This window comes from Exiguobacterium sp. E17S (assembly GCF_057772545.1).
Genome location: NZ_JBYLRU010000003.1, coordinates 40339 through 64937 on the forward strand (window position 1 = coordinate 40339; position 24599 = coordinate 64937).

Consider the following 24599-nt stretch of genomic DNA (forward strand, 5'->3'; position numbering starts at 1 on the left):
GAAATAGAAGGAGGACATGAAGATGAAGACATTACCAAACGATTTCTTATGGGGCGGTGCGTTAGCAGCGCATCAATTCGAAGGCGGCTGGAACGCTGGTGGAAAAGGACCGAGCGTCGTCGATGTATTGACGGCAGGGGCGCACGGTGTCGCTCGTCGCATCACGGATCAAGTAGAAGAGGATGAATTTTATCCGAACCATGAAGCGATTGATTTCTATCATCGTTATAAAGAGGACATCGCGCTGTTCGCTGAGATGGGACTGAAGTGTCTCCGGACATCGATCGGTTGGAGTCGGATTTTCCCGAACGGGGACGAGACAGAACCGAACGAAGAAGGACTGAAGTTCTATGATGACGTCTTCGACGAATTACTGAAATACGGCATCGAGCCGATCATCACGTTGTCGCATTTTGAGATGCCACTCCATCTTGCGCGTGAATATGGCGGTTTCCGCAACCGGAAAGTAGCGCTGTTCTTCGAAAAATTCGCGGAAGTCTGTTTCACACGTTACAAAGACAAGGTCAAGTACTGGATGACGTTCAATGAGATCAACAACAAGATGGACGTCAGCAATCCATTATTCCTCTGGACGAATTCCGGTGTTCTCCTTGATCCGGAAGAGAACGCGATGGAAGTCATGTATCAAACGGGACACCACGAGTTACTCGCAAGTGCACTTGCCGTCGCGAAAGGAAAAGCGATCAACCCGGACTTCGAGATCGGAGCAATGGTCTCGCACGTACCGATCTATCCGTATTCATCGCACCCGGAAGACATCCTGCTCGCTGAGACATCGATGCGTCAGCGCTATTTCTTCCCGGACGTCCAAGTCCGCGGCTACTATCCGTCTTATGCGTTGAATGAGTTCAAACGGGAAGGGTATGATATTCCGATTCTAGACGGTGACGCAGAAATCTTGCGAAACGGAACGGTCGATTATCTCGGATTCAGTTACTATATGTCGACGACCGTTAAACATGATGCTGTCGTCAATAACACGGGAAATATCGTCAACGGTGGTCTCGCGAACGGCGTTGAGAACCCATACATCCAGTCGAGTGATTGGGGTTGGGCGATTGATCCGGTTGGTCTCCGATATGCGATGAATCGTCTATACGATCGCTACCAGATTCCGTTGTTCATCGTCGAGAACGGTTTTGGTGCAATTGATACGATCGAGGATGGTCAGATTCATGACACGGCGCGAATTGATTACTTGCGTGCGCATATCGAAGCATTCAAAGCAGCTGTACTCGAAGATGGCGTCGAATTGATTGGTTACACGCCGTGGGGCGTCATCGACATCGTCTCCTTTACGACAGGGGAGATGAAAAAACGCTACGGCATGATCTACGTCGATCGGGATAACGAGGGTAACGGATCGATGGAACGGATGAAAAAGGATTCGTTCGATTGGTATCGTCACGTCATCGAGACGAATGGTGCTGCGTTACACGGTTCAGAGACGGCCAAATGATGAAGTAAGGGGTAACGGAAAAAATCCGTTGCCTCTTTTTTTAAAGAATTATAATGAAAAAGAAGTGGGGTATGGCACACTAAGGAAAAAACGGAGGACCGGTAAATGATTAAAAAACGCTATGCCGATCGACGTGACTGGCGTCGCATCACACAAAGACACTATGTTCATGAACAAGTAGACAACGAAGTGTTCAAAGGACATGTGACACTCCTTCAACTCATTGGAGTCACTTCACCGTTAGACGTCCGTTATGGTGACGAAACGATTCGAATCGCTGACGCTGGTTACGTCTGGGTACAACAATTCCCAAGCGATGCACAGCATGCCGTGACCTCGATGTTTGACGCCACAGGTCAGTTAGTACAAACCTATGTCGATATCTGTCTTTGTACCGGAGTAGAGGACGGACGTATATACTGGGAGGATCTGTTTCTCGATCTGATCGTTTTGCCATCGGGACAAGTTTTGTTAATCGACACGGACGAACTAGAAGCAGCGCAGGAGCAAGGGATTATCTCACAAGCGGAATACGTGCTCGCTTGGGCAGAAGCGAAGCGACTGCAAAAACAACTACAAGATGGATCTTTTCCGCTCGTCGCACACGCAGAAGTGATAAAACAGCAACTTAAACAGGGAACACCGCGTTGACGGGGTTCCCTGTTTTTTAGGCATGTCGTTCTTCGTTAATCTCGTTCGTTGCGAAATACTGTTGCTTGCTCGGGAGGAGAACCAATCCAAGAAAAAAGATCGTTACAATTACAAGGAGACCGGCAAATAGAATCGTACTGAAGCGAATCGACCAGATATCACCGAGCAGACCGATCGCGACGATCGCTAGAATCTGTAGCAAACTGACACCGACTCCGTAAAGACTCGTAAAGCGCCCCATTAAGTGGAGTGGGATATTCGTCTGTTGGAACGTTAGGAAACCGGTCCCCGCAAATGCGTGGAAACAACCGAGCAACAAGAAACCGATACAGACGATTGAAAACGAATTCGCACTTGCATACAGCATGTAACCGACGGCGACGAATACATAGCCGATCGTCAGCATCATCCGAACGGAGAGTGTTTTGGCGTAGCGGGCGACGACCCAGCTGCCGGCGACGGAACCGATCCCAGTCAGACTCATCAGTAAACCATAATCGGTTTCCGATAAGCCGATGCTTCGCTGTAAAAAGACGACTTCTTGCGTATCAAGTGCAAGTGTCGCGATCATCATCAGCATCGCGAGGATGTATAATCCGGTCACGTAGCATGCGCTTTTGCTGAACTGATAGACAAGCCGCCAATCGGATATAATGTCTTGCAGCCGCATCCCTCGTTCGACCGAAGCGGTAAAACGCGGTAAGCGCATCAGCAGGACAGCTGATCCGAGAAACGAGATGGCGTTGAGCCAAATGGCAACGTCGGCAGAAGCAACATAGAGCAGTCCTCCAGCGAGAGCCGGACCAACTAAAAAGGCACCAGACGTGATCAGACTACGATAGGCATTAAACGACGTCCGATCGTTTTGTGAAACAAGCGTCGTGATGTAGGTCAACGTTGCCGGTTCAACGACCGCTTTGATGATAGCTAAGGCGATCAAATCGATGTAAAGCAACGATAATGGTAAAAATGGCATGATCCCGATTAAGAAAGCACGCAACAAATCAGTCTGAATAAACAGTCGACGTAAGTCGGATCGGTCGACCCAACTTCCTGCGAACGACTTGATGATGAGAGCGACGACCGGACTGATGATCCACAGCGCAGCAACGGCTGACGCTGAGCCGGTCAAGCGATAGATATATACGTTGATCGCAACGAGATAAATGAAGTCACCAAACTGTGAAATACCGAGCGCACTTAAGAGTATTCCTTCCCGAGAAGACATGACAGCACCCTTTCTTACATCATTTTCCAATAGTATACCAGAAAATTCTGATAACGTTTTCGTATATCTCTATACTTTTTATGGAAGAGTGGGTATACTTGGAAAAAATAAAAGGAAGAAGGGTTCGATCATGCTAACGACCATCGATTTATATCACGCATTGCCTGTACTTGAAACGGAACGACTCCGTTTACGACCAGTTCGCACAGAAGATGCAGCAGATATCTATGCCTACACGAAAGATGAAGAGACGGCGCGTTATGTCAGCTGGCATGCGCATAAAAGCCTCAAGGACTCTGAGCAATTCGTCGATTACATCCTTCGTCAATACGAACAAGGGAATCCGGCACCATGGGCAATCGAAGACAAAACGAGCGGACGAGTCATCGGAACGATTGATTTCATCAAAGTCTCGTTTGAGCAACAGCAAGCAGAACTTGGTTATGCGCTGTCGCGCGATTACTGGGGGAAGGGTTTGATGCCGGAAGCAGCAGCGCGTCTCGTACAGTACGGTTTTGAGACACTCGGACTCGAGCGCATTCAAGCCCGTTGTTTTGTTGCGAATGATGGATCTGCTCGTGTCATGGAAAAGATCGGTATGACGTTTGAAGGGATCTCGCGGAGTGCTTTATTCGTTAAAGAGCGTTTCTGGGACTTAAAAATTTACGCGATCACGCGTAGCGATTACGAAGGGAAGTAAGCGATGGGTTCACGACTGATGCATGCCTACATCGGACAACGATTGATTACGTTACTTCCGGAACTAGACCCCGCTCGATTTCTTCTCGGTACGATCGCTCCTGATGCGCGCTATGACGAGAAGGAGCAAGCCCACTATTATACGGGTGAATTAGCGAACGGGACACGAACAATTGACTACGAAGCATTTTGGAGAGACTCGACGTCTTGGGATCCATCTTTTCGAAGTGGCTATTACGTCCATCTGATAGCGGACGATATTTGGTTACGCGGCTTTTATATGACCTGGTTGCGGCAAGCGATCATAGCCGACGCCTCAATCGGTTCAAGATATCATGATGACTTTAGGCGGTACAGTACACGCATTGCTCCGTTCGTGAACTGGAATGAACAAGCGATCAACGGAGCGCTTCATGAAGTCAGTGTGCAGTCGAGATGGAAAGCACTTCCGCATTTCATTAGAGAAGTAGAGGAAGATCGACGAACCGTTCTGCCACAAGAATATGATATCTTGTTGCCGCATCAATTGGACGGATACATCGAAACAGCGATTGAACGGTCCATCCATCACCTAGGTGAAAAAGGGCTAAAGATTAATCCAGCCAAAGAATCAACTCCGAATCATTGAAATGATCCATCTAACGGTTCCGAATAAGATGTAACAACATCCGTTCAGCAGACCAATCCACATCAAGTTAATCAAACTTTCTAAACCTTCAAACCAATCCATGACTGGTGTAACGAATAAAGCGAATACAAAAAGTACCATGACGGTCCAACTGACGGTTGGAATCAAGAAGAGAATTGTTAAGCCGGCGACTACAGCTGGTACGATTCGTTTATAGACAAGGTAGATCGCTGCCACGTTCAACGATAAAATATAGATTACAAACGCAATTAAAAATAATTGCGACATAAAATCACCTCCAAATAACAATAAGACAAAGAACGCATCCATTTAGACTAGGATGCGTTTTTCTATGTTTATTGTAAGATGTCTTGAAAATAATCGTATGAATATGGTTGAACAAAAAGAAAATCGATTTTTTAATTTTAATTCAAAGCAAAATACTCGGAATAAGTTTAAATGTATGCTATATTGGAAATAAGAAAAGTAAGGAAGTAAGGAATACAAGAAAAAACACAGAAAGAAGGAAGTTCGTGATGGAGCTATCAAAGTTAACGTCAAAAGGACAGATCACCATCCCAAAAAAAATTCGGCAGGCCTTGCAAGTGGAGGAAGGAGATCGCGTGGCATTCATTGAGGAGGACGGGTTTGTCATCATGGCGAAAGCGGATTTGAAACAGCTGCATGACCTTCAAGATATATTGAGCGATGAGACGTTCAAGACGCTCATCCACAAAGCGAATCATCATTGTAAAAAATAAAAAGGAGGAAATAACAGATGGATATGCGCGAAGTAGATTTACCAGGAATCGGACGGAAGTTCGAAGGCATCACGACACGAGGAGATAAGGTGGTCGTCATCGTCCATGATGATGGACGACGCGAGATGCATCACTACGATGACGATGATTTTGATGAGAGCATCTCGAGCGTGACGTTCAATGACGCAGAAGCCCGTCAGATGGCAGGAATTCTCGGGGGATTATCCTATAAGCCGAAGGATCTTGAGAAAATCGAACTGGCGTTTGATGATCTCGTCATCGAGTGGTTTAAAGTCGGTCAAGATTCAAAGGTCAACAATCGAACGATCGGTGAACTCGATGTCCGTAACCAATATGACATCTCGATCATTGCGGTGCTCAAGCATGACCGTTCAAAATCGCTCAATCCAGGACCGGAAACGCGCCTTGAAGCCGGTGACACGATTGTCCTGTCAGGAGAACGTCAAAATGTCCGTCACATCACGAAAGCATTATTCTCAATCGAAGGAGGCGGATAATATATGGATCATCTCATATTTGAAGTCGGTACCGCGCTTATCTTAGTGGCGATCGCGGCAGTGCTCGCGAACAGACTCAATTTCTCGATCATCCCGTTTCTAATCATTCTCGGGATGATTGTTGGACCGCACGCTCCGACAATCGGGATACTAGACTTCAAGTTCATTGAAAGTGCTGAGTTCATCAGTTTCCTCGGACGAATCGGTGTCCTGTTCCTCTTATTCTATCTCGGACTCGAGTTTTCGATCGGTAAGTTGATCCGGTCCGGAAAATCGATTGTCACGAGTGGAACGATTTATTTATCGATTAACTTTACCGGTGGTCTCTTATACGGATTCATCGCCGGATTCCCACTCTATGAAGTACTCGTCATCGCCGGAATCATTACGATCTCCTCGAGTGCGATCGTGGCGAAAGTCCTCGTTGATCTCCGCCGGACCGGTAACACGGAGACGGAGCTGATTCTTGGAATCATCATGTTCGAGGACATTTTCCTCGCTGTCTACTTGTCGGTCTTATCGGGACTGCTTCTCGGTGGTGGGACGACATTACTCGCATCCCTCACATCGATCTTGATCGCCCTCGGCTATATGTTGTTGTTCTTCATCGTCGCTCGGAAGGCAACACCGCTTTTGAATAAGATGCTGAAGATTGCCTCGGATGAAGTCTTCATCATCGTCGTCTTTGCTGCCTTGTTCTTCATCGCCGGATTCTCGGAAACGATTCATGTTGCAGAAGCGATCGGGGCGTTGTTACTCGGTCTCGTCTTCTCGGAAACCGATCAAGGAGAGCGGATCGAACATCTCGTCGTACCATTCCGTGATTTCTTCGGTGCGATCTTCTTCTTCAGTTTCGGATTGAGCATCGATCCGACGATGTTACTTGACGCCGTCTGGCTCGCACTCGGTGCCGTCGTCATCACGATCATCGGGAACTACGTGGCTGGTATGATTGCGGGGCGTAAAGCAGGTTTGTCACACAAAGCATCCTCGAACATCGGCTTGACGATCGTCTCGCGCGGGGAGTTCTCGATCATCGTCGCGAATCTCGGAATCGCCGGTGGATTGATGGATATCTTGTCACCATTCTCTGCTTTGTATGTCTTGATTCTCGCCATTCTCGGACCATTGATGACGAAGGAATCAAAACGGATTTACAACGTCATGAATAAAATCTTCAAGTGGACGGAACCAAAAGTGAAAAAGACGAAGAAAAATGCCTGACTGATATAAACGAACAACCGGTTCGCTTTCCCGAACCGGTTGTTGTTGTTTAAGTCAAGACTTCATACGTCGCCATCAGGAATTGTCCCGAATGGCGACTCGCTGTCAAACGAAGATTCGTTTCATTCGTCCCTTCCGGAAACAGCGGGATACCTGTTCCAAGGATGACAGGGGCGATCGCCAGTTCAATCGAGCGGATGCGCTTTAAGCGCAACGCTTCTTGAATCAACTCGCCACCACCGATCAGCCAAACGTTACCTTCGATCGTTGGCGAAATCCGGTCAAGCAGTTGATCGAGCGGTTCATCCGTATAGGTGACCGTCTCAGACGTTCGTTGCGTCCGGCTATAGATATAACTCGGAATATCTGCGTAAGGGTATGTCTCGCTGAGTTGTAGGACTTCATCATATGTTTTTCGTCCCATGATGACGGCACCGACTTGATCATAGAACGCTTGATAACCATTATCCCCGTCTCCGGCAACGGTAAATAACCAATCAAGTGAACCATCGAGTCTGGCAATTTTCCCGTCAAGACTACAAGCGATATAAAGAACGGTCGTAGGTTGTGACATCCATAATTCCTCCTTTTGCATCGTGTGACTTCATCTTAGCGTATAATGACGACAAAAGATGTCGTCATTATAGGAGGAACTGTATGAATACGAGACAATGGCGTTTAGTACGCTTGTTAAACCGGGGCGAACACTTCTCTGCACGGATGCTCGCGGAAGAATGTCAGGTGTCGATCCGGACGATTCAACGAGACATGACGGTACTTGAAGCAAATGGTTATCCAATCTATAGCGAACCTGGCGTAGCAGGGGGGTACCGGATGTTGCCACATCGGAACATGCCGCCACTCGTTTTGACGGATGAAGAGACGATTGTCTTCTTCATCCTTCTGGAATGGATTAGTCAGATTCCTGATTTTCCATTCGGAACGATTCGTCAGGAAGTCGCTGAACGCTATGCGAACGAGTTACCGAAAATGACGGAGCAACAGATCGTAAAATGGAAAGACCGCTTTCGCTTTCAAGCGGTTGATACACCACCGTCGCCGCAAAATCCTGCGTTACTCGACTTGTTAGAGAGCGGACGGATGGGGAATATTCTCTATGAGACGACAAAAGGACGACGCATGATCGTCGTAGATCCGATTGGTTTATCGTTCGAACAGAATCGCTGGTACTTCTATGGACAGACGAATCGAGGGTATCGCCAGTTCCGTGTTGATCGGATCAAAGACGTGACGCTTCATGAGTTGCCAGCAACCGAGTTAACTTTTTCAGATTTGGAACAAGATATGACACGTCTACCGATGACGACGGTGAAACTGGAAGTATCACCATTAGGCGAACGATTGCTAGAGGGGATTTTGCCATCACAACCTGAACGAACATGGTTGGTTCCGGAAACCGAACTGCCGTATCTCGGACGCCAATTGATGCGACTGGGTCCGGAAGTGCGAGTCCTTGAACCACTCGAACTTAGGGAGCAATTAATTCAGCAAGCAGAAGAAATGATTGCTGTGCAGCGGTCCGATAAGGCGCTCGGACAGGATTGATTAAAAAACTATGTTAGGATATAGGTAGAAAGAAACAATAGAGGAAGGGGTCTTCCATGGAAACACTATCATTGATTTTATTGATGCTTGCCCTCATCTTATTGACGCAAGTCATCGGACATTACATCCGTTTCATCCCAACGGCATTGATTCAAATCATTGCCGGAACCGTCGCCGCTCTCCTAATGAGTGGTTTGACGATCGAGGTCGAATCCGAGTGGTTCCTCCTCTTATTCATTGCGCCATTACTTTATAACGATAGTTCTCACTTCCCACGAGAAGATTTATGGCGGATGCGGACAGCGATCTTCGGGAACGCAATCATCCTCGTCTTGTTGACGACGATCGTCGGAGGGTACTTCATCAACTGGTTGATTCCGGTCATTCCAGTCGCTGCTGCGTTTGCTTTGGCTGCAATTTTATCGCCGACGGATCCGATTGCCGTCAACGGGATCGCGAAACGTGTCCAGATTCCAGAACAGATTCTGACGCTCGTTCGCGGAGAATCGTTGATTAATGACGCATCGGGACTCGTTGCGTTTAGTTATGCGGTTGCTGCTGTCGTCACGGGGTACTTCTCGCTTCAAAGTGCGACGACTGAGTTCTTCTACATGTTCATCGTCGGAGCGGTGATCGGATTGACGATTTCACTCGCCATGAACTTTCTCAAGGTTCGTTTGCGTCGCGCCGGCATTGAAGACGTTGTCTTTTATGCCTTGCTGCAAATTTTGACGCCATTCATCATCTTCTTCATCGCCGAAGAAGGGTTTCACGCGTCAGGCGTCATCGCCGTTGTCACAGGTGGTATCTTGCATGCCTTGATCAAAGAACGGACAGAAACGTTCTTTGCACAAGAGCAGACGTTGACGGATAACATTTGGACGATGATTGCGTATACGCTAAACGGGATCATTTTCTTATTGCTTGGTTTGACGTTGCCAGAAGCGACACGCGAGATTTTCGCAGATGACGCGATCAACAACTGGCGTCTCATGTTATATGTCATCGAAATCGGTTCATTCATTCTCGTGATCCGTCTCGTCTGGACGATGTTCTTCAATTGGTTTGATCATCGGTTCTTCAAAAAAGAGGACCGGGAGCACCGTCGACCGTCCTTCAAACAAGATTTGATCACGACACTAGTCGGGGTTCGCGGAACGATCACGATGGTCGGGGTGTTATCTTTACCGTTCCTGACGGAGTCCGGTGAAGCCTTCCCGGAACGCTCGTTGATCATCTTCCTTGCAGCGGGTGTCATCATCTATACGCTCGTTCTCGCAACAATTCTCTTACCGGTATTGAACCGTGGTGAGGCGGCAACGCCGATCGCACTCGACCTGAATGCCCAAAAACAACGGATGATTCGCCGGGCGATCTCAGAGATCAAACAAGTGACGGACGAAGACAATGCAGTCGTTGCGTTTGATCTTCTTAATGAGTATCATGTCATGCTTCGATTACTGCGAGCGCAAGAGAAAAGTCAGGAAGAACTAAACCAGTTCAATGACCAATTAAAAGCCCTACGTCTTGAAGCCGTCCAGTGGGAAAAGGAAGAATCGAAGCGCTTCGTCGCCGAGCACAAGGTGCCGGATCTGTTGAAGAAGGACGTTTTCCGCTCAATCGAAAATCGTCGTAAGGCGATCGGCAAGGATTCACGTTTCCAAATCGTCCAACCGATCCGTAAACTCTGGTGGAAACGGAAACGATCGAACATGTCGTCTGATGCGTTGATTCAAATGACACAAGTCGAGCATGAACTGTATGAAAAGGTAATGGGCACAGTGATCGAACGTCTCGAGAATTGCCGCTCATCGTACCCACCAGACGTAGTTCAAAGCGTGTTGGAATTCTATAAACGACTTCGCTTCAAACATACGCGTTGGTCGTCACCAATCGGTGGCAAGGACGTCGATCAGCAAAAAGAAGAACTTTGCTTGAAAGCGATCGAAGTTCAGCGTCTTGAAATCGCGAATATGTCGAAAGAAGGGGATCTCTCGAACGAAGAGGAGAAGGAACTACGCCGCTTCATTCACTACATCGAGAGTGTCGTGTTGTACGAATACGTTGAATAATATTTATCAAAAGACAAGAAGAGCAAACTTCAAATGCTCTTCTTGTCTTTTTTTATATCACGACTTGAGTGCCAACTTCCGAAAAAATAAAGCGAGTAACTGTATGGGCATATGGATGGATTTGTTCTATAAAAAATTCTGCCTCTTGAAACGTTTGGAAATGTAATTTTAGCATGAAGCAAGAATCACCAGATATTCGATAACAAAAGTCAACGTTAGTAAGTTGCTGTATGTGATTTTTAAATGTATCGTAGCGTCCTTCTTTAATGCTTGCTTCTACTAAGCATTCAATAGGAGACCCTAACTTTTCGTAATCGATTTTTAAACTGTATTTTTGAATGAGTCCAAAAGATTCCATTTGTCGGACACGCTCTGTTACTGAGGGAGCAGATAAATTAACTCGTTTTGCTAATGAACGCATCGATAATCGACTATCTTGAGCTAATTCATTTAAAATTTGTCGATCAATTATGTCAATTTTCAATTGTAAATCCTCCTCCGAAATAAAATGTTGAATAGTAAGTATTTTATCGTCAAATGTATCAAATGAAATGCAAGGATACTTGATTATTATATAAAATATTCTGTAGAAGGAGTGAGGAGCATGACAAAAATACCTTTATCCCAAATAGGAGAAACACCGTTTCAGAAATTATTAGGTCACAACACCAAAATCTTAAATAGTTGGACGATGCTTGAAAGAGACTTGGTTGAAGAAGGAATCTTAAGTTCAGATTTGAAAGAACAAGTTCGAAGAACATTGGCACAATCAAATGGATGTGCCTATTGTAAGGCTAAAGGAAAGCCGAAGAAGAACATCATGGATGAAAAAATGATTTTAGCTATTGGATTTGCAGATCTCTTTTTAACGGTAAAGGGGAATATTCCTGATTCCATATTTTCATTGATGAAAGAAACATTTACTGCTCAAGAAATCAGCGAGTTATGTGCGTTCATTACGTTTTGTACAGCATCTCAATATTTTGGAGCAATCATGAATTTACAGCCAATTGATAGTCCCTGATTTTACTTTTTTCTACACACTTTCATATTTTTTCTTTAGTGCATTCTGAACAGCCCATCTTTGATGTTCATGAAATAGATGTTCGATTGCTTCAACCGGGTCGACCCATCGTAAGACATGATCATCCTCAATCGGATTTTGTACTTTCTGCTTAGCATCGCAACGATAGAACTGCCCTTCATTCAAATAATATGTCGTTTCATTTTTTGAATAGAAATATTGATTGGCTCGTCCGATGAAATCACCGAGTTCGACGTCCATCCCCGTTTCTTCTAGTACCTCTCTTGTAAGACAGTCTTCATACGTCTCATAGGTCTCGATACCGCCACCTGGAAGAAACAACATACCGTCCTTTTTTTGAATGACGGCGATTTTACCTGTTTGAGGGTCGCGCATGACCGCATAAACAGCAAGTCTCGTGATGTAGTGTTGGTTCTGTTGTCTCTGCCCGAATGTGATGACATCCATTGTTTAATCACTCCTTTTCGTATAATCATTTGAATTCAATCATACCTTACAAAATAGTATATAAGCATCAGCCGTACAAAAACCCCTCATTTCGATTTAGAAATGAGGGGTTACCTATGAATAAAGATGGTTCGTTTCAAACGAAATGTCTGATGGATTAACCGAGCGACAAGTATTTGACTTCGAGATAATCTTCGATGCCGTAGACGCCACCTTCACGACCAAGACCACTCTCTTTATAGCCACCAAATGGAGCTTGTGCAGCAGATGGTGCGCCATCGTTCAGCCCGACAATCCCGTATTCGAGTCGTTTTCCGAGCATCAATGCTTCATCGATGCGTTCAGAGAACGCGTAAGCTGCCAGTCCGTAAGGTGTATTGTTCGCCCGTTCGATGACTTCATCAAGCGTCTCAAAGACAGAGATCGGTGCGAGCGGACCAAACGTCTCTTCCTGCATACAGAGCATATCTTCAGTGACATTCGCAAGCACGGTTGGAGTGACAAAGTAGCCGACAGATTCGTCAATCGTACCACCAGTCAAGATCGTTGCTCCTTTTGCGACAGCGTCATCGATATGTGCTTTGACTTTTGCGACGGCTTTCGCATTGATCAATGGACCAACTGTCGAGTCAGCGTCCATCCCGTTCCCGACTTGTAGTTGTTTGACAGCTGCTGTGAATTTTTCCGTGAATGCATCAAGGACAGATGCTTGCACATAGAAGCGGTTCGTCGCGACACACGCTTGTCCACCGTTCCGGAATTTCGAGCGCATCGCGCCTTCAACGGCTTTATCGAGGTCTGCGTTTTCCGTGACGATGAAGGGTGCGTGACCACCGAGTTCAAGTGACAATTTTTTCATCGTATCGGCTGCTTGACGCATAATCAGTTTCCCGACGGCTGTTGAACCTGTGAACGTGATCTTCCGGACACGGGAATCGGCTTGCCAGACGCCACTGATTGTTGCTGCATCACCTGTTAGGACGTTGATAACTCCTTTAGGGATACCAGCTTCTTCTGCTAATTCAACGAGGCGAAGTGCCGTAAACGGTGTTTCTTCCGATGGTTTAAGGACAATCGTACAACCCGCTGCAAGAGCAGGAGCAAGTTTGCGTGTGATCATCGCTGCTGGGAAGTTCCATGGTGTGATCGCTGCGACGACACCGACTGGTTCTTTTTCGACGAAGAGTCGTTTTCCTGGAACAGAAGCCGGAATCGTTTCACCGTAAATCCGGCGTGCTTCTTCAGCGTACCAACGGACGTATTGATTGCCGTAATCGACTTCACCGAGTGCTTCGACGTACGGTTTCCCTTGTTCTGTCGTCATGATCCGGGCGAGTTCCTCACGGTGTTCGTTGATCAAGCGATACCAGGCATCGACTAGATTTGCACGTGTGTCTGCTGTTTCGTTTGACCACTTGACGAATGCTTCGCTCGCTGCGTCAACGGAACGTTGTGCGTCTTCCGCTGTGCTGGCCGGAACATGTCCGAGTAACGTTTTTGTTGCTGGGTCATAGACCGGAATCGTTTCTGTTGTATCGTACCATTCACCATTGATTAAGTTCTTTTCAATCATCTTGTTGCACCTCCGTGAATTTCATTACGTTCTTTATTAAACACCTCAAGACGAGTGAGCGGAAGTTCCGCTTTGGATGGACCGTCATAACGAAACGGAATGACTCAATAAAATAGTTAATCGACTGAATAATCGGGAACAGATACAATAAATGGGGAATCAAAATGTCAAAATTGATAAAGGGGTCGAAAGAAATGAAACGGAACTGGATCATTGGCGGTGTGACGCTGAGCCTTCTACTAAGTGGATGTGGAGAAAAAGAAGTCGTTGATAAAAAGTCGGACAAACCACGCGAGACACAGCAAAAAAGACAAGCTTCGCAACAAGCATACATAGAAAAGACGCTGCAGCGTGCGGATCGTTACGCTGCCCAGTACGATTATGACCGGGCGATTAAGGTGTTAAAACCCGTGCGCACAAAAGAGACGAAACAGAAAACGGAAGAATATGAACAGAAAAAGCAGGCGCTCCTGCCTGTGAAAAAACCTGTGCCGCATCTCTTCTTCCATTCATTGATTGCTGATCCAAAACAAGCATTTGACGGCGACCGGAAGGAAGCGGGGTACGATGATTACATGGTGACGCAACAGGAGTTCGAACGGATCTTGGATGCGTTGTACAAAAACAACTACGTACTCGTCCGACCAACAGACTTAGCAAAAGAGATGAACGGGAAGATCGTTGAAACACCTGTCCGTTTACCAAAAGGAAAACACCCGCTCGTGCTCTCGCAAGATGACGTCAATTATTACGAATACATGAAAGGCGATGGATTTGCGAAGAATTTAAAAGTGAAGGACGGCAAAATCGTCAACGCAATGGTTGGAAAGCCGGATGGTGCCTATGATCTCGTACCAATCGTCGATGCGTTCGTCCAGTCGCATCCTGACTTTTCCTATAAAGGAGCAAAAGGGTTGCTCGGTATCACAGGTTATAACGGGGTGCTCGGGTATCGTTCCTCCTACAATCAATATGGACACAATAAACAGGTCGAAACGGCACGAAAACAAGCGAAACAGACCGCCATCGCATTAAAAGAGGACGGCTGGCAGTTCGCGAGTCATACGTACGGACATATTTGGGTTGGAAAAGAATCAGTCGCGACGATCCGCGCGGATCTTAAACGCTACAAACAGGACGTTGCTCCGCTGATCGGAAAAACGACGCAACTGATTTATCCATATGGCAGTGATGTCGGGGATTGGCATGAGTATTCGGGTGAGAAATATCGTTTGCTCATCGATAGCGGTTTCCGTTATTTCTTCAATGTTGATGCGAGTCAACATGCGTGGAAACAAGTTGGACCCGACTACTTCCGCCAAGCTCGAATCAACGTTGATGGGATTCGTTTACGTCAAGCCGTTGCTGGAAAGACGAGCGTCCTCGATCCATTCTTTGATGCAAAAGAGGTCTTTGATCCAGCGCGACCGGAACGGAAGTGAGTGATTGAAAACTAGTTGAATCCATCGGGTAAAGAAATTAAAACGGTAGTGGCTGCGTCCCGTCCTGATCCGTAAAGTGATAGGTCTTCGCGAGATCGGCAACGAAGAGGGCTTGTCCAGAATAACGGCTAACATCGTCATCCGCCATCAGCGCTGTAACGGCTCGTCCGATATAGGTCGTCGATTCAGTCGCAGCACTCGCGAATCCAGCATCGACGACCCGTTCCGTTCGCATGAAACCGGGGCACAGCGCGATGACAGAAATGGTCGTCTGAGCTAACTCCTGCGCCATGACGTGTGTCATTCGATTAATCGTTTGCATCGCCAAATCATAATAGAGGTTTCCGGCCACCTGATCTGGAGTGAATGACGTCAAATTGATGACGAGCGCAGCTGGACTTTGTTGTAGCAAGGGCATCGCAGCCCGAATCGTCCACAAATACGCTTTTGGTCCGGCAGACATCATCGCGTCCCAATGTTCCGGTGGTCGCTCCCAAAACCGTCGTCCAGTTCCAGACGGTAAGTGGCTTTCCGAACCACCGAACACACAATTGACGAGGAGATCGATTCGACCATGTTGGTGCTGAATCTGCTGAATCAGACGATCGATGTCCATTTGATTCGTATGGTCACAAACGACGGGAATGCCAAGTCCGCCGCGTGCTGTGACACCAGCAGCTGTCTCTACGATCGTTTCGCTTCGTTGATCCGTTGTCTGTTCATTCGTACTCCGTCCTGTGACGTAGACAATCGTTCCAGCGTCACCCAAGGCATAAGCGATGCCACGTCCGGCACCACGCGAGGCGCCAGCGACGAGTGCAATCCGTTTTGACATGATGAAACTCCTTTCAGATACGAGAAGACGGATGGGCAGATGCGCATCCGTCTTCTTCTGTCTTCAAAAACCTTTAATCGTCATCCCACCATCGACATAAAGCGTTTGTCCGGTCACGTAACGGGCTGCAGCAGACGATAAGAAGACAGCTGGTCCAACCAGTTCTTCTAATTCACCGACCCGACCGAGCGGTGTCACGTCAACGATGTCCTGCAAGTATGTAGGATCTTTCAGTAATGGTTCCGTTAATGGTGTCTTAAAATACCACGGTCCGATCGCATTGACACGAATGTTTTGTGGTCCCCATTCAAGCGCCAGAACTTTCGTCATCTGAATCATTGCCGCTTTCGTCGTCGCATACACGACGCCGGTCCGTAAGGCGACGTGACCAGCAACCGAGGCGATGTTCAGAATGCTTCCACCTGTCTCCTGCATCCGTTTCCCAATTTCTTGAGCGAAGAAGAAGGCGGATTTCAAATTCGTCTGTTGGATCGTTTCCCACTCGTCTTCTGTTACATCAAGGGCCTTCGAGCGAATGTTCATTCCAGCGTTGTTGACGAGCCCATCAATCTGCGGTACTTGTTCGTAGGCACGAGCTACCGTCTCGACGACTTGTTTCCGGTCAGTGATGTCGCACGGAAAGATGTAAGCTGTTCGACCGAGTCGTTCGATTTCTTGTGCCGTCTCCTTCAAATCCCGTTCCGTCCGGGCGACGAGAATGATGTTCGCACCGGCTTCTGCCATCCCGATGGCGAGCGCGCGTCCAATGCCTCGACCAGCTCCTGTGATAAGAAACGTCTGATCGGTTAACGAAAAACTTGGAAGATACATGATGTCACGTCCTTTTAATGAGAGTCACCACTAACTCTAATGAAAAATTGACTGAAAAGAAAGAAAAATCACTCCGAGGTAGAGTGGAGATGGTAAAATATTGAAAAGGAGGGATAGGATGAAGCGTGGGTTAGTTGTGACATTATGTATAGCACTCGTAAGCCTTGCTGCGATTCAATTGGTCGGTACGGAAGTTTACCGTTATTTCTTTTATGAACCGGCATCTTATGAAATGCGCTTTATGACGAACGATGGTGAAGAAACGAACATTAAACCAAAAGTAGAGAAAAAACCGAAAAATGAGATACAGAGCAGCGGGGAGGATGGGGATACTTTAGGTGTTGCTACCTTTTACGGTGTCGTCAGTCTTGTAATACTACTGATTGTCCTCTTCAGTGTACGTTACTTCTTGAAGCGTTTACGAAAACGACGCAGACGAGAGGCTGTAATCGACGATTTAATGGACCCGCCACCGGTGTTTTCCCAAAATCGTTCGATCCGACAAACACTTGTTGGTGAAGAATCAGAGTCAGAGATTCGCCGTCTGTTACAAACGTTCGATCGGCAACTGACACGACAAAAACGCCGCCGCTCCGAAGAGACGGTCGGCGAATGGTTACAACGGATTGATGTCACGCTTGATCCATCGATCTACCATCTCGTCCGGTACGGTGACACACCGGATTCGGCGATTTCACAAGATCAAGTCGATGGGCTGAGGCATGAACTACAAGTGCACCTTCAGCGCGACTGACCAAGTAAATCAAGCAGAATCGCATGATGAGAGGCGTCCCGTGAGACGAGTGACAATTCACGGACGACATCAAACCCGTCGACCGGTAACGTCTTGATTTCTGGGGATAGTCCGTCTTGGAAAATCTCCGGCAACAGGGCAATACCGAGCCCTGCACGGATGAAACCGAGGACGCTTGAACCGAATTCCATCTCGTTTTCTGCTTGGTAGACGGCACCTCGCTCGATGAACGCGTCCTTTAGGATGTTCGTCGAATCGCAATCGATCGGAAGCGATAAGAAAGAGGCGTCACGAATTTGATCAAACGCTACAGACGTACAGCCTGTGAATCGTTCGTCGTCTTGATGGACGTAAAGCAAAAAGTTCTCCGTATACAAATGGGTCGTATGATAAGGATGGACATGGTGACGATCGTCGAGTAAGACAGCATCATATCGGCGTTCTTCAAGACCTTGCATCAAATCGATCGTCGTATGCGCCGTCTTTAATTTGAGATCCGGTGCCGTCGCTTGACGCGAGACGTGACGCGGGAGATACGTCATCGCGACGCTTGGCCATGATCCGAGCGTCAGGGTCGTTCGTTCGTCGATCGTACCGATCCGCCGTTTCATCTGATCGATCCGGTCAAGCAGTTCGCGACTCTCTTCAAAGACAATTTCGCCAGCTGTCGTCAACGTGACACCATGTGCCGAACGGTGTAACAGCGAGACGTCGAGTGCACTCTCAAGACTTTTGATTTGTTTACTTAACGCCGGTTGCGTCATATGCAGTACTTCGCTTGCTTTCGTCAGGCTGCCGGTCTCCGCGGTGACGAGGAATGCTTCCATCCATTCGGTCTTCATTGGTTCACGCTCTTTTCATACAGGTTGTTTAGAACGTACGCCATTTGAACGCATCTGACAATCATTTTGCATTTTTTATATTCTTAGTTTGGAATATTCTAAATTGGGAATATATAAAATAAAGAGGTGAACGGATATGAATGATCGGATACCAATACGATTCTCAGCTCTCGGAGACGCGACACGGATTCAACTCATCGAAGCGTTACGAAACGGTCCTCGCTCCGTCAATGAGTTAGCTGAACAACTACACTTACGCCAACCGCAAACCTCGAAGCATTTGAAGCTGTTGCTCGACGCGGAACTAATCACTGTCGAACGGCAGGCGAATCGTCGCTTGTATAGCCTTCGCTCAGAAGCGTTTCGAGAGCTCGTCATGTGGAGCAACTCGCTTGCACAAATGGAAGCCCGCATGCATCGTCTAGACGCGCATTTGAAGCAGATTCAGCCGAACGTGAAGGGAGACGGAACGAATGAAAAGGGAATTGAAGACTTCGATTGAGGGAAAGACGCTACGAATGGAATGGACGTGTGAGGCGCCACGAGATAGCGTCTTTGCCGCATTCACGGAAAAAGAGCAGCTCGAAGCGTGGTGGGGACCGGAAGGCTGGGAGACGACGATCAAGACATTTGAGTTTCAACCGGGTGGTGTATGGCATTATTGCATGCGCTGTGTTGACCCGGCGCAAGGTGACTTTTACGGAATGGAGTCGTGGGGAAAAGCGATTTTCAGACACATCGATGCTCCGAACACGTATAGTCATGCCGATTATTTCTCGGACGCGTCAGGAGCGATCTCTGAACATTTACCAGGAAGCGAGAATGTCACGACATTCCTCGACCACGGGGAGACGACGTTGATCGTCTTCGAGTCGACCTATGAGACAGAAGCAGCCGTGCAAGAAGTACTCGGTATGGGGATGAAGGAAGGCTTTACGTCGCAACTGTATCGCCTCGATCGTCTATTAGTGAAACAGTGAGAAGGAGTCGGTGAGGGATGCGGAAGCTCAGTCTTATAGTATGTCTGCTTTGTTTAGCCGGTTGCGGAAAGTATACGATGGAAGAGGCGAAGGAGAACGGCGATATCATCGTCCAGAAGGATGTTACGAACAGCGGCCGATTCGAGTCCTTTTTGAAGAACTCAACGCAAGGGAAATCAGATCAGATTCGCATCACGGCGTTTACGACTGAAGGCGACCCGGTGTTGTATGACGTCAAGTATGATGGTAAGTCGTATCACTACACGTCCGATTCATCGCGTGATCAATTCGGTACAACAGACGATGATCGTAAAAACGAAGTCTGTAAGAGACTCGTCAAGACAAGCGAGAAGGAACAGTCGGTCTATACGTTACGCCAATGCGCTGAAGGGGCGGATCATGAGCTCTTACGATTGCTAACACAATAATCAAAAAGGATCGTGTCCCGTCGAATCAATCAGCGGGCACGATCCTTTTTATTCGATGTCGAGACGACGCAAGGCTTCGCGCCAACTGGAGAAGCGTTCAATCAACAACGTTAGTGAAGGTGCTTGGTGCGCACGCGCCCACTTGGCATATTGTTGGCTCGTCAGAAGCGGTCCATGTGTGGCTGCAGCTTGTTGAAGAGCGTCTAAGCAGTCTTGATCGGTGAAGAAGCCGTTCGAGGTGAGATCGAAGTGTGCCAAGGCCTTTTTCCAAGTGCCGAACCGACGAATGATCGTATTCGCACTCAGCATCTCGGGGTGTAGATCCCGCAATTCCGTGTAGGAGCGAATCGTCATGTTCGTTCCTTTTTGTGCGACATAAAAGGCGACGCTCTCTTCGATCGACCACCGTTTCGTTCGCTTGACCGCAGCGGGACGGTTCAGCGTCATGCGTTCTTTCGTCGATAAATGGGAAGCCTTGACGATTCCAGCTCGTTCTAACAGGTGTGCCCACGAACCGAATCGGGCGTTGATTTCTTCAAGCGAAGGGTAAGGAAGTTGAGCTGCTAACTTTTGATAATGGGTAGCTTTCATAGGTGAATGGTGCATTTGATGAAGACCTTGAATCAAGCGGATGATCTTCTCATCCGTTGCTAAGGTGGAAGTGGAAGTCGGATGTTGACGCATGCAAGATATCTCCCTTTTGAATGGTTGTTTCAATTAAAGGCTAGTGTAGCATGGGCGATTGCGAGAACATACTAACAATATCGTAAGGTAAGAAAAATAGAGCATTTTCATCCGAGAAATACAGGAAAATAAGAGGTGTAACACGAATACAATATTATAGAAGAAAAGAGGGGGAAACGATGAATGAACGAAACACAAACGATTGATACGATGGAGGATATTTTAAAGATGCTTGATGCGCGATTGCGTGAACCAGAACCGCTTTGGGACAAGTTTTATGAAGATCGGACGAAACCAGTCCCGTTTTTTAAGAACATTCCGGACGAGAACTTAGTTCGCTACGTCGAACAGGGCTGGATCTCGCCAGGTGACGCGTTAGATCTCGGAACAGGACCGGGGCGAAATGCGATCTATCTCGCAACACACGATTTCTCGGTGACGGGACTGGATCTTTCAGCAACCGCGTTAGACTGGGCAACGGAACAAGCACAACAGACTGGAGCACACGTTGCGTTTCGAAAGCAAGATTTTCTAGAGACGACAGAACAGAATACATATGATTTCATTTACGATTCAGGCTGTTTTCACCATATGGCGCCACATCGACGTGTGACCTACGTGACGCGAATGAAGGAGATGTTGCGACCAGGAGGATATTTCGGATTAACGTGTTTTGTTGCGGGCGGTCCGCTTGGCGGGGCGACGTTGACGGACTGGGAAGTCTATCAAGAAAATAGTCTCCAAGGCGGACTCGGCTATACGAAAGAGCGATTACTCTCCATATTCGATGCATTCGACGTCATCGAACTAACGGAAATGAAACCCGTCGACAATCCAGAGGCATTATTTGGTCATGCTGGACTGTGGACCGGTTTGTTTCGATTAAAGGATTGATTCGTCCGGCATTCGAGACGTGAACCAGTCCACAAAGTAACGGACATCTTCTAGCGAGACGATTTGGTGTGTATCGTAAGCGGCGAACAACGTTAAAAAGCGCGGTTCGTCAGGAAAATAATGAAACAGGATCGAGCGGAGTGTCTCTAAGTCATGCACGAAGCTTTGATCGTCTTCTAAGAGGAAATGATAGGCACTCCGAACGATCCGCTTCACGATCGAATCCGAATCAAGCAAAGTGACTTGCCCTTTCTCTAGACGTGATAGATCAGACCTCAACTGCTCGGATAGCCCACTGTTTAATGCGAAGCCAAGAGCACGTGTCGGACGGAGAAACGGAAATCGAGATTGGAGATTTTCGCCTGCCAAAAACAAATTGACGGATTTCAGCCAGACGCCCCAGCGAAGTGCTTCGTCATCTCGTATGATGTCGCCAAGCAGACCGATGTCATAATCGATTTTGGTGACGAAGGGATAGTCCGTCAACCAGTGTTCCGTCCATTCATCTAACTGCATGTGTTCTTCTTCCGTCAACGGTTCTGTCAAAATCAGTGTAAAATCGAGATCGGATTCAAAGGGACGCGCCGTTCCTTTTGCGACGCTGCCATACAAGTACACGCCATGAAACGCGGATAAGGTTTGTACATAGGCGACGACGTCCTGAATCACGGTACGATAACGGACAGGAATCGCTTCAGCGGAAGTTGGATTATGGATGTAGCCATTTTTCGTGCCCAATGTCGTTGGATACTGCATCTGTTTTCCTCCTCATCCTTCAGGGATGGATTGATAGCGATACCACTTCTTGTTTCGCTGCACATATATAAACATCGTATCATCTTTTTCTTGATAGATGACCGTACCGCTCTGAAGATGAGTTGCCATGCCGTCCTTGAGCGTCTTTTCGGATGCTATTTTTTGGATACGTGGTCCGGGAGTCAAAGAAAGACTCGAGATGGTTACGACCTGATCTAGTCGGTACACGCGATCGTTCAAGCGGATGACGTCTTGATCTTGTTCAATGGCTTCCGCCGCGATGAGGTCCGTCGTTGTCATCGTCGTCTCCGCTAAGCATCCACTGAGACAAAGAATGACCAATACGATAAAAGCTACCGTTTTTTTCATGAAACACACCTCTTTCTCTGTTAATATATCGTATTTTACGATATATTCGGGTTATACGATATAAGGGGGGCATTATGATTTCAGCTGATTTTGCAAAAATTTATTATCAACTACATCCACGGTTCGAAGAAAACCTGTCTCACCAAAGTGTGCGTATTTTGCAATACATTCAATTTGCGGTGAGTCCGACGATCAAGCAGATTGCCGAGGCATTTCGCCTCTCACATAATACGACGTCTGAGCACGTCAAAAAGTTGGAGGGATTAGGCTATATCGAAAAAAAACGGAATCCAGAAGACCAGCGGCAAGTGACGATTGGTTTGACGGACATAGGGGATACAATTGTTCGTCGTCATACAGAACTCGATCCCGAGCGGTTAAATCAAGTCCTTGCTACGATGTCAAAAACAGACCAACAGGCGATTGAACAGGCGTTTCGATTGTTGCGGGAGGCGGCAGATGACTGCTTTTCTCGTTAAGGTGCTATCGAGCGCACTGGTCATCGGTCTCGTCACGGAAGTCGCCCGGCGTTCACCGTCACTGGGTGGTGTGTTGTCTGCATTGCCCGTCGTCAGTCTGATCAGCTTTGCCTGGCTCGTTAAACAGGGAAGTGAACGGGCAGAACTGAGTACATTCTTAAAGAGTGTGTTACTCGGATTACCAGCGACGTTCTTATTGCTTGCCGTCTTATATGGATTGATCCGCTTAGGTATTCCTATTTTTTACAGTATACTCGGTGCGACGAGCTTTTTTATTGCTTGTTGGTATATCCAACGTTACCTACAACAGTGGTGGCAAACCTAAAAAAGGAGACAAAGTAATGATAAAAGCGATTGACGATTCATCCATGTACAGCGAAGGATCTACCGCGTTTACAACAACAGCACTACGATAACGGACCGGAAGTTCAGCATCATTTGATGTCAATAGCGTCAGATCCCTCGTTGCTATACTGGGGCAGCTGGCTCGTCATGACAAAGGATAATCAAGTAATCGGGGATATCGGATTCAAAGGGAAGCCGGACATACGACAAGCGGTCGAAATCGGTTATGGTCTGTTACCAGCGTATCTCAATCAAGAGTTTGCGACGGAAGCAGTTCAAGCATTGATTGAATGGGCGTTTGAACAAACGGAAGTGACAGGGGTACTTGCGAAGACGGAGTCGACGAATCAAGCATCAATCCGAGTACTCGAAAAAGCGGGATTGATTTAGGTCGGGAGAGACGATCGGTATATCATGTGGGAGCGTATAAAGAGGGTGTAAAGGAAACTTGACAGATAGTAAGTTATTTACATATAGTGGGACTACGAGGTGAAATCATGAAAAATAAGGTCAAGGAGATGCGCGAAGAACGAGGTTGGTCGCAAGGCGAACTGGCAAAACGATTGAACGTGTCGCGTCAGACGGTCATTTCCATCGAAAAAGAACGATATAATCCGTCACTCGACCTCGCGTTTACACTAGCTGATCTGTTTGAACGGCGAATCGAAGAGATCTTTATACCGAATCGAGTGAATGAGGAGGGAGTAGAATGAAGCGAGTCAATGTGTTGTTAGATATCATTTTAATTGGAGTAGGTCTGTACTTAACGATGACGGATCCGGCGGCTAAAACACTCGGAGTCATCCTCACTTTAGCTGGTGTCACGTCACGTATCGCAGGAACGGTATTCTCGCCAACGGAACCGTATGATGAGCGCCAAGGAACGATTAAAATCCGTAGTGGACATATCGCTTATCTCGTAAGTATCGGATATCTTTTTTTGATCTTGATTCTCGTCAATCTGTCGATCATAAAAGACATTCAATTTGCTCTGTTGCTAGCATTAGGAGGGCAACTTTTATTCTTTCCGCTTGTATTGCTATACGTGAATCGAAAGATGTGAGGAGT

General features: G+C 47.2%; 33 protein-coding genes. 21 read left to right on the top strand and 12 right to left on the bottom strand.

The genetic code is table 11. The features are described 5' to 3' along the window. Positions 1–22 precede the first annotated feature (22 nt). Both bglA and AC3B4V_RS11045 read left to right on the top strand, forming a co-directional pair. Positions 23–1480: a 6-phospho-beta-glucosidase BglA gene (bglA, locus tag AC3B4V_RS11040; protein ID WP_050677235.1), complete on the top strand. Its 1458-nt coding sequence runs from the start codon at positions 23–25 to the stop codon at positions 1478–1480. Between the two features lie 105 nt (positions 1481–1585). Beyond that, the gene (locus AC3B4V_RS11045) at positions 1586–2131 is read left to right on the top strand and encodes a ribonuclease FAU-1 family protein (RefSeq protein WP_488378422.1); all 546 of its coding nucleotides are present in this window, start codon (positions 1586–1588) and stop codon (positions 2129–2131) included. Between the two features lie 16 nt (positions 2132–2147). On the opposite strand, the gene AC3B4V_RS11050 is transcribed toward AC3B4V_RS11045, so the two are convergent. Then, positions 2148–3359: an MFS transporter gene (locus tag AC3B4V_RS11050; RefSeq protein WP_488378423.1), complete on the bottom strand. Its 1212-nt coding sequence runs from the start codon at positions 3357–3359 to the stop codon at positions 2148–2150. Between the two features lie 130 nt (positions 3360–3489). Here AC3B4V_RS11050 and AC3B4V_RS11055 point away from each other — a divergent pair, with 130 nt between their 5' ends. Next, entirely contained in the window at positions 3490–4059 is a 570-nt protein-coding gene (locus AC3B4V_RS11055; protein ID WP_488378424.1) for a GNAT family N-acetyltransferase, read from the top strand. A 3-nt stretch (positions 4060–4062) separates the two neighbouring features. Next, positions 4063–4686 (top strand): zinc dependent phospholipase C family protein, encoded by a 624-nt coding sequence (locus AC3B4V_RS11060; protein ID WP_488378425.1) that lies wholly within the window; start codon positions 4063–4065, stop codon positions 4684–4686. Here the strand turns inward: AC3B4V_RS11060 and AC3B4V_RS11065 are convergent. Continuing rightward, positions 4669–4974 carry a hypothetical protein gene (locus tag AC3B4V_RS11065; protein WP_488378426.1) on the bottom strand — a complete coding sequence of 102 codons (306 nt, stop codon included), beginning with the start codon at positions 4972–4974 and terminating at the stop codon, positions 4669–4671. The genes AC3B4V_RS11060 and AC3B4V_RS11065 overlap by 18 nt on opposite strands. 248 nt (positions 4975–5222) lie before the next feature. Between AC3B4V_RS11065 and AC3B4V_RS11070 the strand changes: the two genes are divergently transcribed. The 3 genes from AC3B4V_RS11070 to AC3B4V_RS11080 are packed head-to-tail and all read left to right on the top strand — an operon-like array spanning position 5223 to position 7189. Further along, positions 5223–5447 (top strand): AbrB/MazE/SpoVT family DNA-binding domain-containing protein, encoded by a 225-nt coding sequence (locus AC3B4V_RS11070; RefSeq protein ID WP_488378607.1) that lies wholly within the window; start codon positions 5223–5225, stop codon positions 5445–5447. Between the two features lie 17 nt (positions 5448–5464). Then, positions 5465–5965 (top strand): cation:proton antiporter regulatory subunit, encoded by a 501-nt coding sequence (locus tag AC3B4V_RS11075; protein ID WP_023468484.1) that lies wholly within the window; start codon positions 5465–5467, stop codon positions 5963–5965. Positions 5966–5968: 3 nt separating this feature from the next. Beyond that, complete coding sequence (locus tag AC3B4V_RS11080) at positions 5969–7189, top strand: cation:proton antiporter (protein WP_488378427.1); 1221 nt, start codon at positions 5969–5971, stop codon at positions 7187–7189. A 49-nt stretch (positions 7190–7238) separates the two neighbouring features. On the opposite strand, the gene AC3B4V_RS11085 is transcribed toward AC3B4V_RS11080, so the two are convergent. Next, the gene (locus AC3B4V_RS11085; protein WP_488378428.1) at positions 7239–7763 is read right to left on the bottom strand and encodes a dihydrofolate reductase family protein; all 525 of its coding nucleotides are present in this window, start codon (positions 7761–7763) and stop codon (positions 7239–7241) included. Between the two features lie 83 nt (positions 7764–7846). On the opposite strand from AC3B4V_RS11085, the gene AC3B4V_RS11090 reads away from it, so the two are divergent. Together AC3B4V_RS11090 and AC3B4V_RS11095 are read left to right on the top strand one after the other, a co-directional pair. Next, positions 7847–8755: a helix-turn-helix transcriptional regulator gene (locus AC3B4V_RS11090; protein ID WP_488378429.1), complete on the top strand. Its 909-nt coding sequence runs from the start codon at positions 7847–7849 to the stop codon at positions 8753–8755. Between the two features lie 56 nt (positions 8756–8811). After that, positions 8812–10827 (top strand): Na+/H+ antiporter, encoded by a 2016-nt coding sequence (locus AC3B4V_RS11095; RefSeq protein ID WP_373951102.1) that lies wholly within the window; start codon positions 8812–8814, stop codon positions 10825–10827. 52 nt (positions 10828–10879) lie between these two features. On the opposite strand, the gene AC3B4V_RS11100 is transcribed toward AC3B4V_RS11095, so the two are convergent. Further along, positions 10880–11311, bottom strand: coding sequence for an Lrp/AsnC family transcriptional regulator (locus AC3B4V_RS11100; RefSeq protein ID WP_488378430.1), 432 nt, complete (start codon positions 11309–11311; stop codon positions 10880–10882). Between the two features lie 120 nt (positions 11312–11431). On the opposite strand from AC3B4V_RS11100, the gene AC3B4V_RS11105 reads away from it, so the two are divergent. Next, positions 11432–11851 (top strand): carboxymuconolactone decarboxylase family protein, encoded by a 420-nt coding sequence (locus AC3B4V_RS11105; protein ID WP_488378431.1) that lies wholly within the window; start codon positions 11432–11434, stop codon positions 11849–11851. Positions 11852–11863: 12 nt separating this feature from the next. On the opposite strand, the gene AC3B4V_RS11110 is transcribed toward AC3B4V_RS11105, so the two are convergent. After that, the gene (locus AC3B4V_RS11110; RefSeq protein ID WP_488378432.1) at positions 11864–12319 is read right to left on the bottom strand and encodes an NUDIX hydrolase; all 456 of its coding nucleotides are present in this window, start codon (positions 12317–12319) and stop codon (positions 11864–11866) included. A 157-nt stretch (positions 12320–12476) separates the two neighbouring features. After that, positions 12477–13892, bottom strand: a complete 1416-nt coding sequence (locus AC3B4V_RS11115; protein WP_488378433.1) for an NAD-dependent succinate-semialdehyde dehydrogenase — start codon at positions 13890–13892, stop codon at positions 12477–12479. 194 nt (positions 13893–14086) lie between these two features. On the opposite strand from AC3B4V_RS11115, the gene AC3B4V_RS11120 reads away from it, so the two are divergent. Beyond that, on the top strand, positions 14087–15334 hold the full coding sequence (locus AC3B4V_RS11120) for a polysaccharide deacetylase family protein (RefSeq protein WP_488378434.1): 1248 nt from the start codon (positions 14087–14089) through the stop codon (positions 15332–15334). Between the two features lie 37 nt (positions 15335–15371). On the opposite strand, the gene AC3B4V_RS11125 is transcribed toward AC3B4V_RS11120, so the two are convergent. Continuing rightward, the gene (locus tag AC3B4V_RS11125; protein WP_488378435.1) at positions 15372–16169 is read right to left on the bottom strand and encodes an SDR family NAD(P)-dependent oxidoreductase; all 798 of its coding nucleotides are present in this window, start codon (positions 16167–16169) and stop codon (positions 15372–15374) included. A 63-nt stretch (positions 16170–16232) separates the two neighbouring features. Beyond that, positions 16233–17000: an SDR family NAD(P)-dependent oxidoreductase gene (locus AC3B4V_RS11130; RefSeq protein WP_214857787.1), complete on the bottom strand. Its 768-nt coding sequence runs from the start codon at positions 16998–17000 to the stop codon at positions 16233–16235. 118 nt (positions 17001–17118) lie between these two features. Between AC3B4V_RS11130 and AC3B4V_RS11135 the strand changes: the two genes are divergently transcribed. Next, positions 17119–17754: a hypothetical protein gene (locus tag AC3B4V_RS11135; RefSeq protein ID WP_488378436.1), complete on the top strand. Its 636-nt coding sequence runs from the start codon at positions 17119–17121 to the stop codon at positions 17752–17754. On the opposite strand, the gene AC3B4V_RS11140 is transcribed toward AC3B4V_RS11135, so the two are convergent. Then, positions 17742–18596 (bottom strand): LysR family transcriptional regulator, encoded by an 855-nt coding sequence (locus AC3B4V_RS11140; RefSeq protein WP_214857784.1) that lies wholly within the window; start codon positions 18594–18596, stop codon positions 17742–17744. The two genes, AC3B4V_RS11135 and AC3B4V_RS11140, sit on opposite strands and share 13 nt — an antisense overlap. A 136-nt stretch (positions 18597–18732) precedes the next feature. On the opposite strand from AC3B4V_RS11140, the gene AC3B4V_RS11145 reads away from it, so the two are divergent. Genes AC3B4V_RS11145 through AC3B4V_RS11155 form a run of 3 tightly spaced genes read left to right on the top strand, consistent with a single transcriptional unit; the run spans position 18733 to position 20004 of the window. Then, positions 18733–19098: an ArsR/SmtB family transcription factor gene (locus tag AC3B4V_RS11145; protein WP_488378437.1), complete on the top strand. Its 366-nt coding sequence runs from the start codon at positions 18733–18735 to the stop codon at positions 19096–19098. Between the two features lie 16 nt (positions 19099–19114). After that, positions 19115–19576, top strand: coding sequence for an SRPBCC domain-containing protein (locus AC3B4V_RS11150; RefSeq protein WP_488378438.1), 462 nt, complete (start codon positions 19115–19117; stop codon positions 19574–19576). A gap of 17 nt (positions 19577–19593) precedes the next feature. Next, on the top strand, positions 19594–20004 hold the full coding sequence (locus tag AC3B4V_RS11155; protein ID WP_488378439.1) for a DUF4362 domain-containing protein: 411 nt from the start codon (positions 19594–19596) through the stop codon (positions 20002–20004). 48 nt (positions 20005–20052) lie between these two features. On the opposite strand, the gene AC3B4V_RS11160 is transcribed toward AC3B4V_RS11155, so the two are convergent. Then, positions 20053–20688 (bottom strand): homing endonuclease associated repeat-containing protein, encoded by a 636-nt coding sequence (locus AC3B4V_RS11160; protein WP_373951076.1) that lies wholly within the window; start codon positions 20686–20688, stop codon positions 20053–20055. Positions 20689–20871: 183 nt separating this feature from the next. Here AC3B4V_RS11160 and AC3B4V_RS11165 point away from each other — a divergent pair, with 183 nt between their 5' ends. Continuing rightward, positions 20872–21582, top strand: coding sequence for an SAM-dependent methyltransferase (locus tag AC3B4V_RS11165; RefSeq protein WP_488378440.1), 711 nt, complete (start codon positions 20872–20874; stop codon positions 21580–21582). Here the strand turns inward: AC3B4V_RS11165 and AC3B4V_RS11170 are convergent. After that, positions 21571–22338 carry a nucleotidyltransferase domain-containing protein gene (locus AC3B4V_RS11170; protein ID WP_488378441.1) on the bottom strand — a complete coding sequence of 256 codons (768 nt, stop codon included), beginning with the start codon at positions 22336–22338 and terminating at the stop codon, positions 21571–21573. The genes AC3B4V_RS11165 and AC3B4V_RS11170 overlap by 12 nt on opposite strands. A gap of 12 nt (positions 22339–22350) precedes the next feature. After that, positions 22351–22707 carry a hypothetical protein gene (locus AC3B4V_RS11175; protein WP_488378442.1) on the bottom strand — a complete coding sequence of 119 codons (357 nt, stop codon included), beginning with the start codon at positions 22705–22707 and terminating at the stop codon, positions 22351–22353. 74 nt (positions 22708–22781) lie between these two features. Here AC3B4V_RS11175 and AC3B4V_RS11180 point away from each other — a divergent pair, with 74 nt between their 5' ends. The 5 genes from AC3B4V_RS11180 to AC3B4V_RS11200 all read left to right on the top strand — a co-directional run bounded on the left by AC3B4V_RS11180 (position 22782) and on the right by AC3B4V_RS11200 (position 24594). Next, complete coding sequence (locus AC3B4V_RS11180) at positions 22782–23186, top strand: MarR family winged helix-turn-helix transcriptional regulator (RefSeq protein WP_488378443.1); 405 nt, start codon at positions 22782–22784, stop codon at positions 23184–23186. Further along, positions 23167–23511: a DUF3147 family protein gene (locus tag AC3B4V_RS11185; protein WP_035407658.1), complete on the top strand. Its 345-nt coding sequence runs from the start codon at positions 23167–23169 to the stop codon at positions 23509–23511. The genes AC3B4V_RS11180 and AC3B4V_RS11185 overlap by 20 nt, the downstream gene beginning before the upstream one ends. A 29-nt stretch (positions 23512–23540) precedes the next feature. Beyond that, positions 23541–23921: a GNAT family N-acetyltransferase gene (locus tag AC3B4V_RS11190; protein ID WP_488378444.1), complete on the top strand. Its 381-nt coding sequence runs from the start codon at positions 23541–23543 to the stop codon at positions 23919–23921. Positions 23922–24028: 107 nt separating this feature from the next. Continuing rightward, positions 24029–24244, top strand: a complete 216-nt coding sequence (locus AC3B4V_RS11195) for a helix-turn-helix transcriptional regulator (protein WP_488378445.1) — start codon at positions 24029–24031, stop codon at positions 24242–24244. Further along, a complete protein-coding gene (locus tag AC3B4V_RS11200) occupies positions 24241–24594 on the top strand; it encodes a DUF2178 domain-containing protein (protein ID WP_488378446.1) in 354 nt (117 codons plus the stop codon). Before AC3B4V_RS11195 ends, AC3B4V_RS11200 begins: the two co-directional genes overlap by 4 nt. The last annotated feature ends 5 nt before the right edge of the window (positions 24595–24599 follow it).

Bases quoted from the DNA above. Each gene is read 5' to 3' on its own strand.
- AC3B4V_RS11145 (WP_488378437.1), top strand. From the start codon at position 18,733: ATGAATGATCGGATACCAATACGATTCTCAGCTCTCGGAGACGCGACA.
- AC3B4V_RS11140 (WP_214857784.1), bottom strand. From the start codon at position 18,596: ATGAAGACCGAATGGATGGAAGCATTCCTCGTCACCGCGGAGACCGGC.
- AC3B4V_RS11155 (WP_488378439.1), top strand. From the start codon at position 19,594: ATGCGGAAGCTCAGTCTTATAGTATGTCTGCTTTGTTTAGCCGGTTGC.
- bglA (WP_050677235.1), top strand. From the start codon at position 23: ATGAAGACATTACCAAACGATTTCTTATGGGGCGGTGCGTTAGCAGCG.
- AC3B4V_RS11090 (WP_488378429.1), top strand. From the start codon at position 7,847: ATGAATACGAGACAATGGCGTTTAGTACGCTTGTTAAACCGGGGCGAA.
- AC3B4V_RS11185 (WP_035407658.1), top strand. From the start codon at position 23,167: ATGACTGCTTTTCTCGTTAAGGTGCTATCGAGCGCACTGGTCATCGGT.
- AC3B4V_RS11050 (WP_488378423.1), bottom strand. From the start codon at position 3,359: ATGTCTTCTCGGGAAGGAATACTCTTAAGTGCGCTCGGTATTTCACAG.
- AC3B4V_RS11130 (WP_214857787.1), bottom strand. From the start codon at position 17,000: ATGTATCTTCCAAGTTTTTCGTTAACCGATCAGACGTTTCTTATCACA.
- AC3B4V_RS11125 (WP_488378435.1), bottom strand. From the start codon at position 16,169: ATGTCAAAACGGATTGCACTCGTCGCTGGCGCCTCGCGTGGTGCCGGA.
- AC3B4V_RS11135 (WP_488378436.1), top strand. From the start codon at position 17,119: ATGAAGCGTGGGTTAGTTGTGACATTATGTATAGCACTCGTAAGCCTT.
- AC3B4V_RS11120 (WP_488378434.1), top strand. From the start codon at position 14,087: ATGAAACGGAACTGGATCATTGGCGGTGTGACGCTGAGCCTTCTACTA.
- AC3B4V_RS11085 (WP_488378428.1), bottom strand. From the start codon at position 7,763: ATGTCACAACCTACGACCGTTCTTTATATCGCTTGTAGTCTTGACGGG.
- AC3B4V_RS11200 (WP_488378446.1), top strand. From the start codon at position 24,241: ATGAAGCGAGTCAATGTGTTGTTAGATATCATTTTAATTGGAGTAGGT.
- AC3B4V_RS11195 (WP_488378445.1), top strand. From the start codon at position 24,029: ATGAAAAATAAGGTCAAGGAGATGCGCGAAGAACGAGGTTGGTCGCAA.
- AC3B4V_RS11055 (WP_488378424.1), top strand. From the start codon at position 3,490: ATGCTAACGACCATCGATTTATATCACGCATTGCCTGTACTTGAAACG.
- AC3B4V_RS11095 (WP_373951102.1), top strand. From the start codon at position 8,812: ATGGAAACACTATCATTGATTTTATTGATGCTTGCCCTCATCTTATTG.
- AC3B4V_RS11110 (WP_488378432.1), bottom strand. From the start codon at position 12,319: ATGGATGTCATCACATTCGGGCAGAGACAACAGAACCAACACTACATC.
- AC3B4V_RS11160 (WP_373951076.1), bottom strand. From the start codon at position 20,688: ATGCGTCAACATCCGACTTCCACTTCCACCTTAGCAACGGATGAGAAG.
- AC3B4V_RS11080 (WP_488378427.1), top strand. From the start codon at position 5,969: ATGGATCATCTCATATTTGAAGTCGGTACCGCGCTTATCTTAGTGGCG.
- AC3B4V_RS11060 (WP_488378425.1), top strand. From the start codon at position 4,063: ATGGGTTCACGACTGATGCATGCCTACATCGGACAACGATTGATTACG.
- AC3B4V_RS11175 (WP_488378442.1), bottom strand. From the start codon at position 22,707: ATGAAAAAAACGGTAGCTTTTATCGTATTGGTCATTCTTTGTCTCAGT.
- AC3B4V_RS11150 (WP_488378438.1), top strand. From the start codon at position 19,115: ATGGAATGGACGTGTGAGGCGCCACGAGATAGCGTCTTTGCCGCATTC.
- AC3B4V_RS11105 (WP_488378431.1), top strand. From the start codon at position 11,432: ATGACAAAAATACCTTTATCCCAAATAGGAGAAACACCGTTTCAGAAA.
- AC3B4V_RS11115 (WP_488378433.1), bottom strand. From the start codon at position 13,892: ATGATTGAAAAGAACTTAATCAATGGTGAATGGTACGATACAACAGAA.
- AC3B4V_RS11180 (WP_488378443.1), top strand. From the start codon at position 22,782: ATGATTTCAGCTGATTTTGCAAAAATTTATTATCAACTACATCCACGG.
- AC3B4V_RS11075 (WP_023468484.1), top strand. From the start codon at position 5,465: ATGGATATGCGCGAAGTAGATTTACCAGGAATCGGACGGAAGTTCGAA.
- AC3B4V_RS11165 (WP_488378440.1), top strand. From the start codon at position 20,872: ATGAACGAAACACAAACGATTGATACGATGGAGGATATTTTAAAGATG.
- AC3B4V_RS11065 (WP_488378426.1), bottom strand. From the start codon at position 4,974: ATGTCGCAATTATTTTTAATTGCGTTTGTAATCTATATTTTATCGTTG.
- AC3B4V_RS11070 (WP_488378607.1), top strand. From the start codon at position 5,223: ATGGAGCTATCAAAGTTAACGTCAAAAGGACAGATCACCATCCCAAAA.
- AC3B4V_RS11170 (WP_488378441.1), bottom strand. From the start codon at position 22,338: ATGCAGTATCCAACGACATTGGGCACGAAAAATGGCTACATCCATAAT.
- AC3B4V_RS11045 (WP_488378422.1), top strand. From the start codon at position 1,586: ATGATTAAAAAACGCTATGCCGATCGACGTGACTGGCGTCGCATCACA.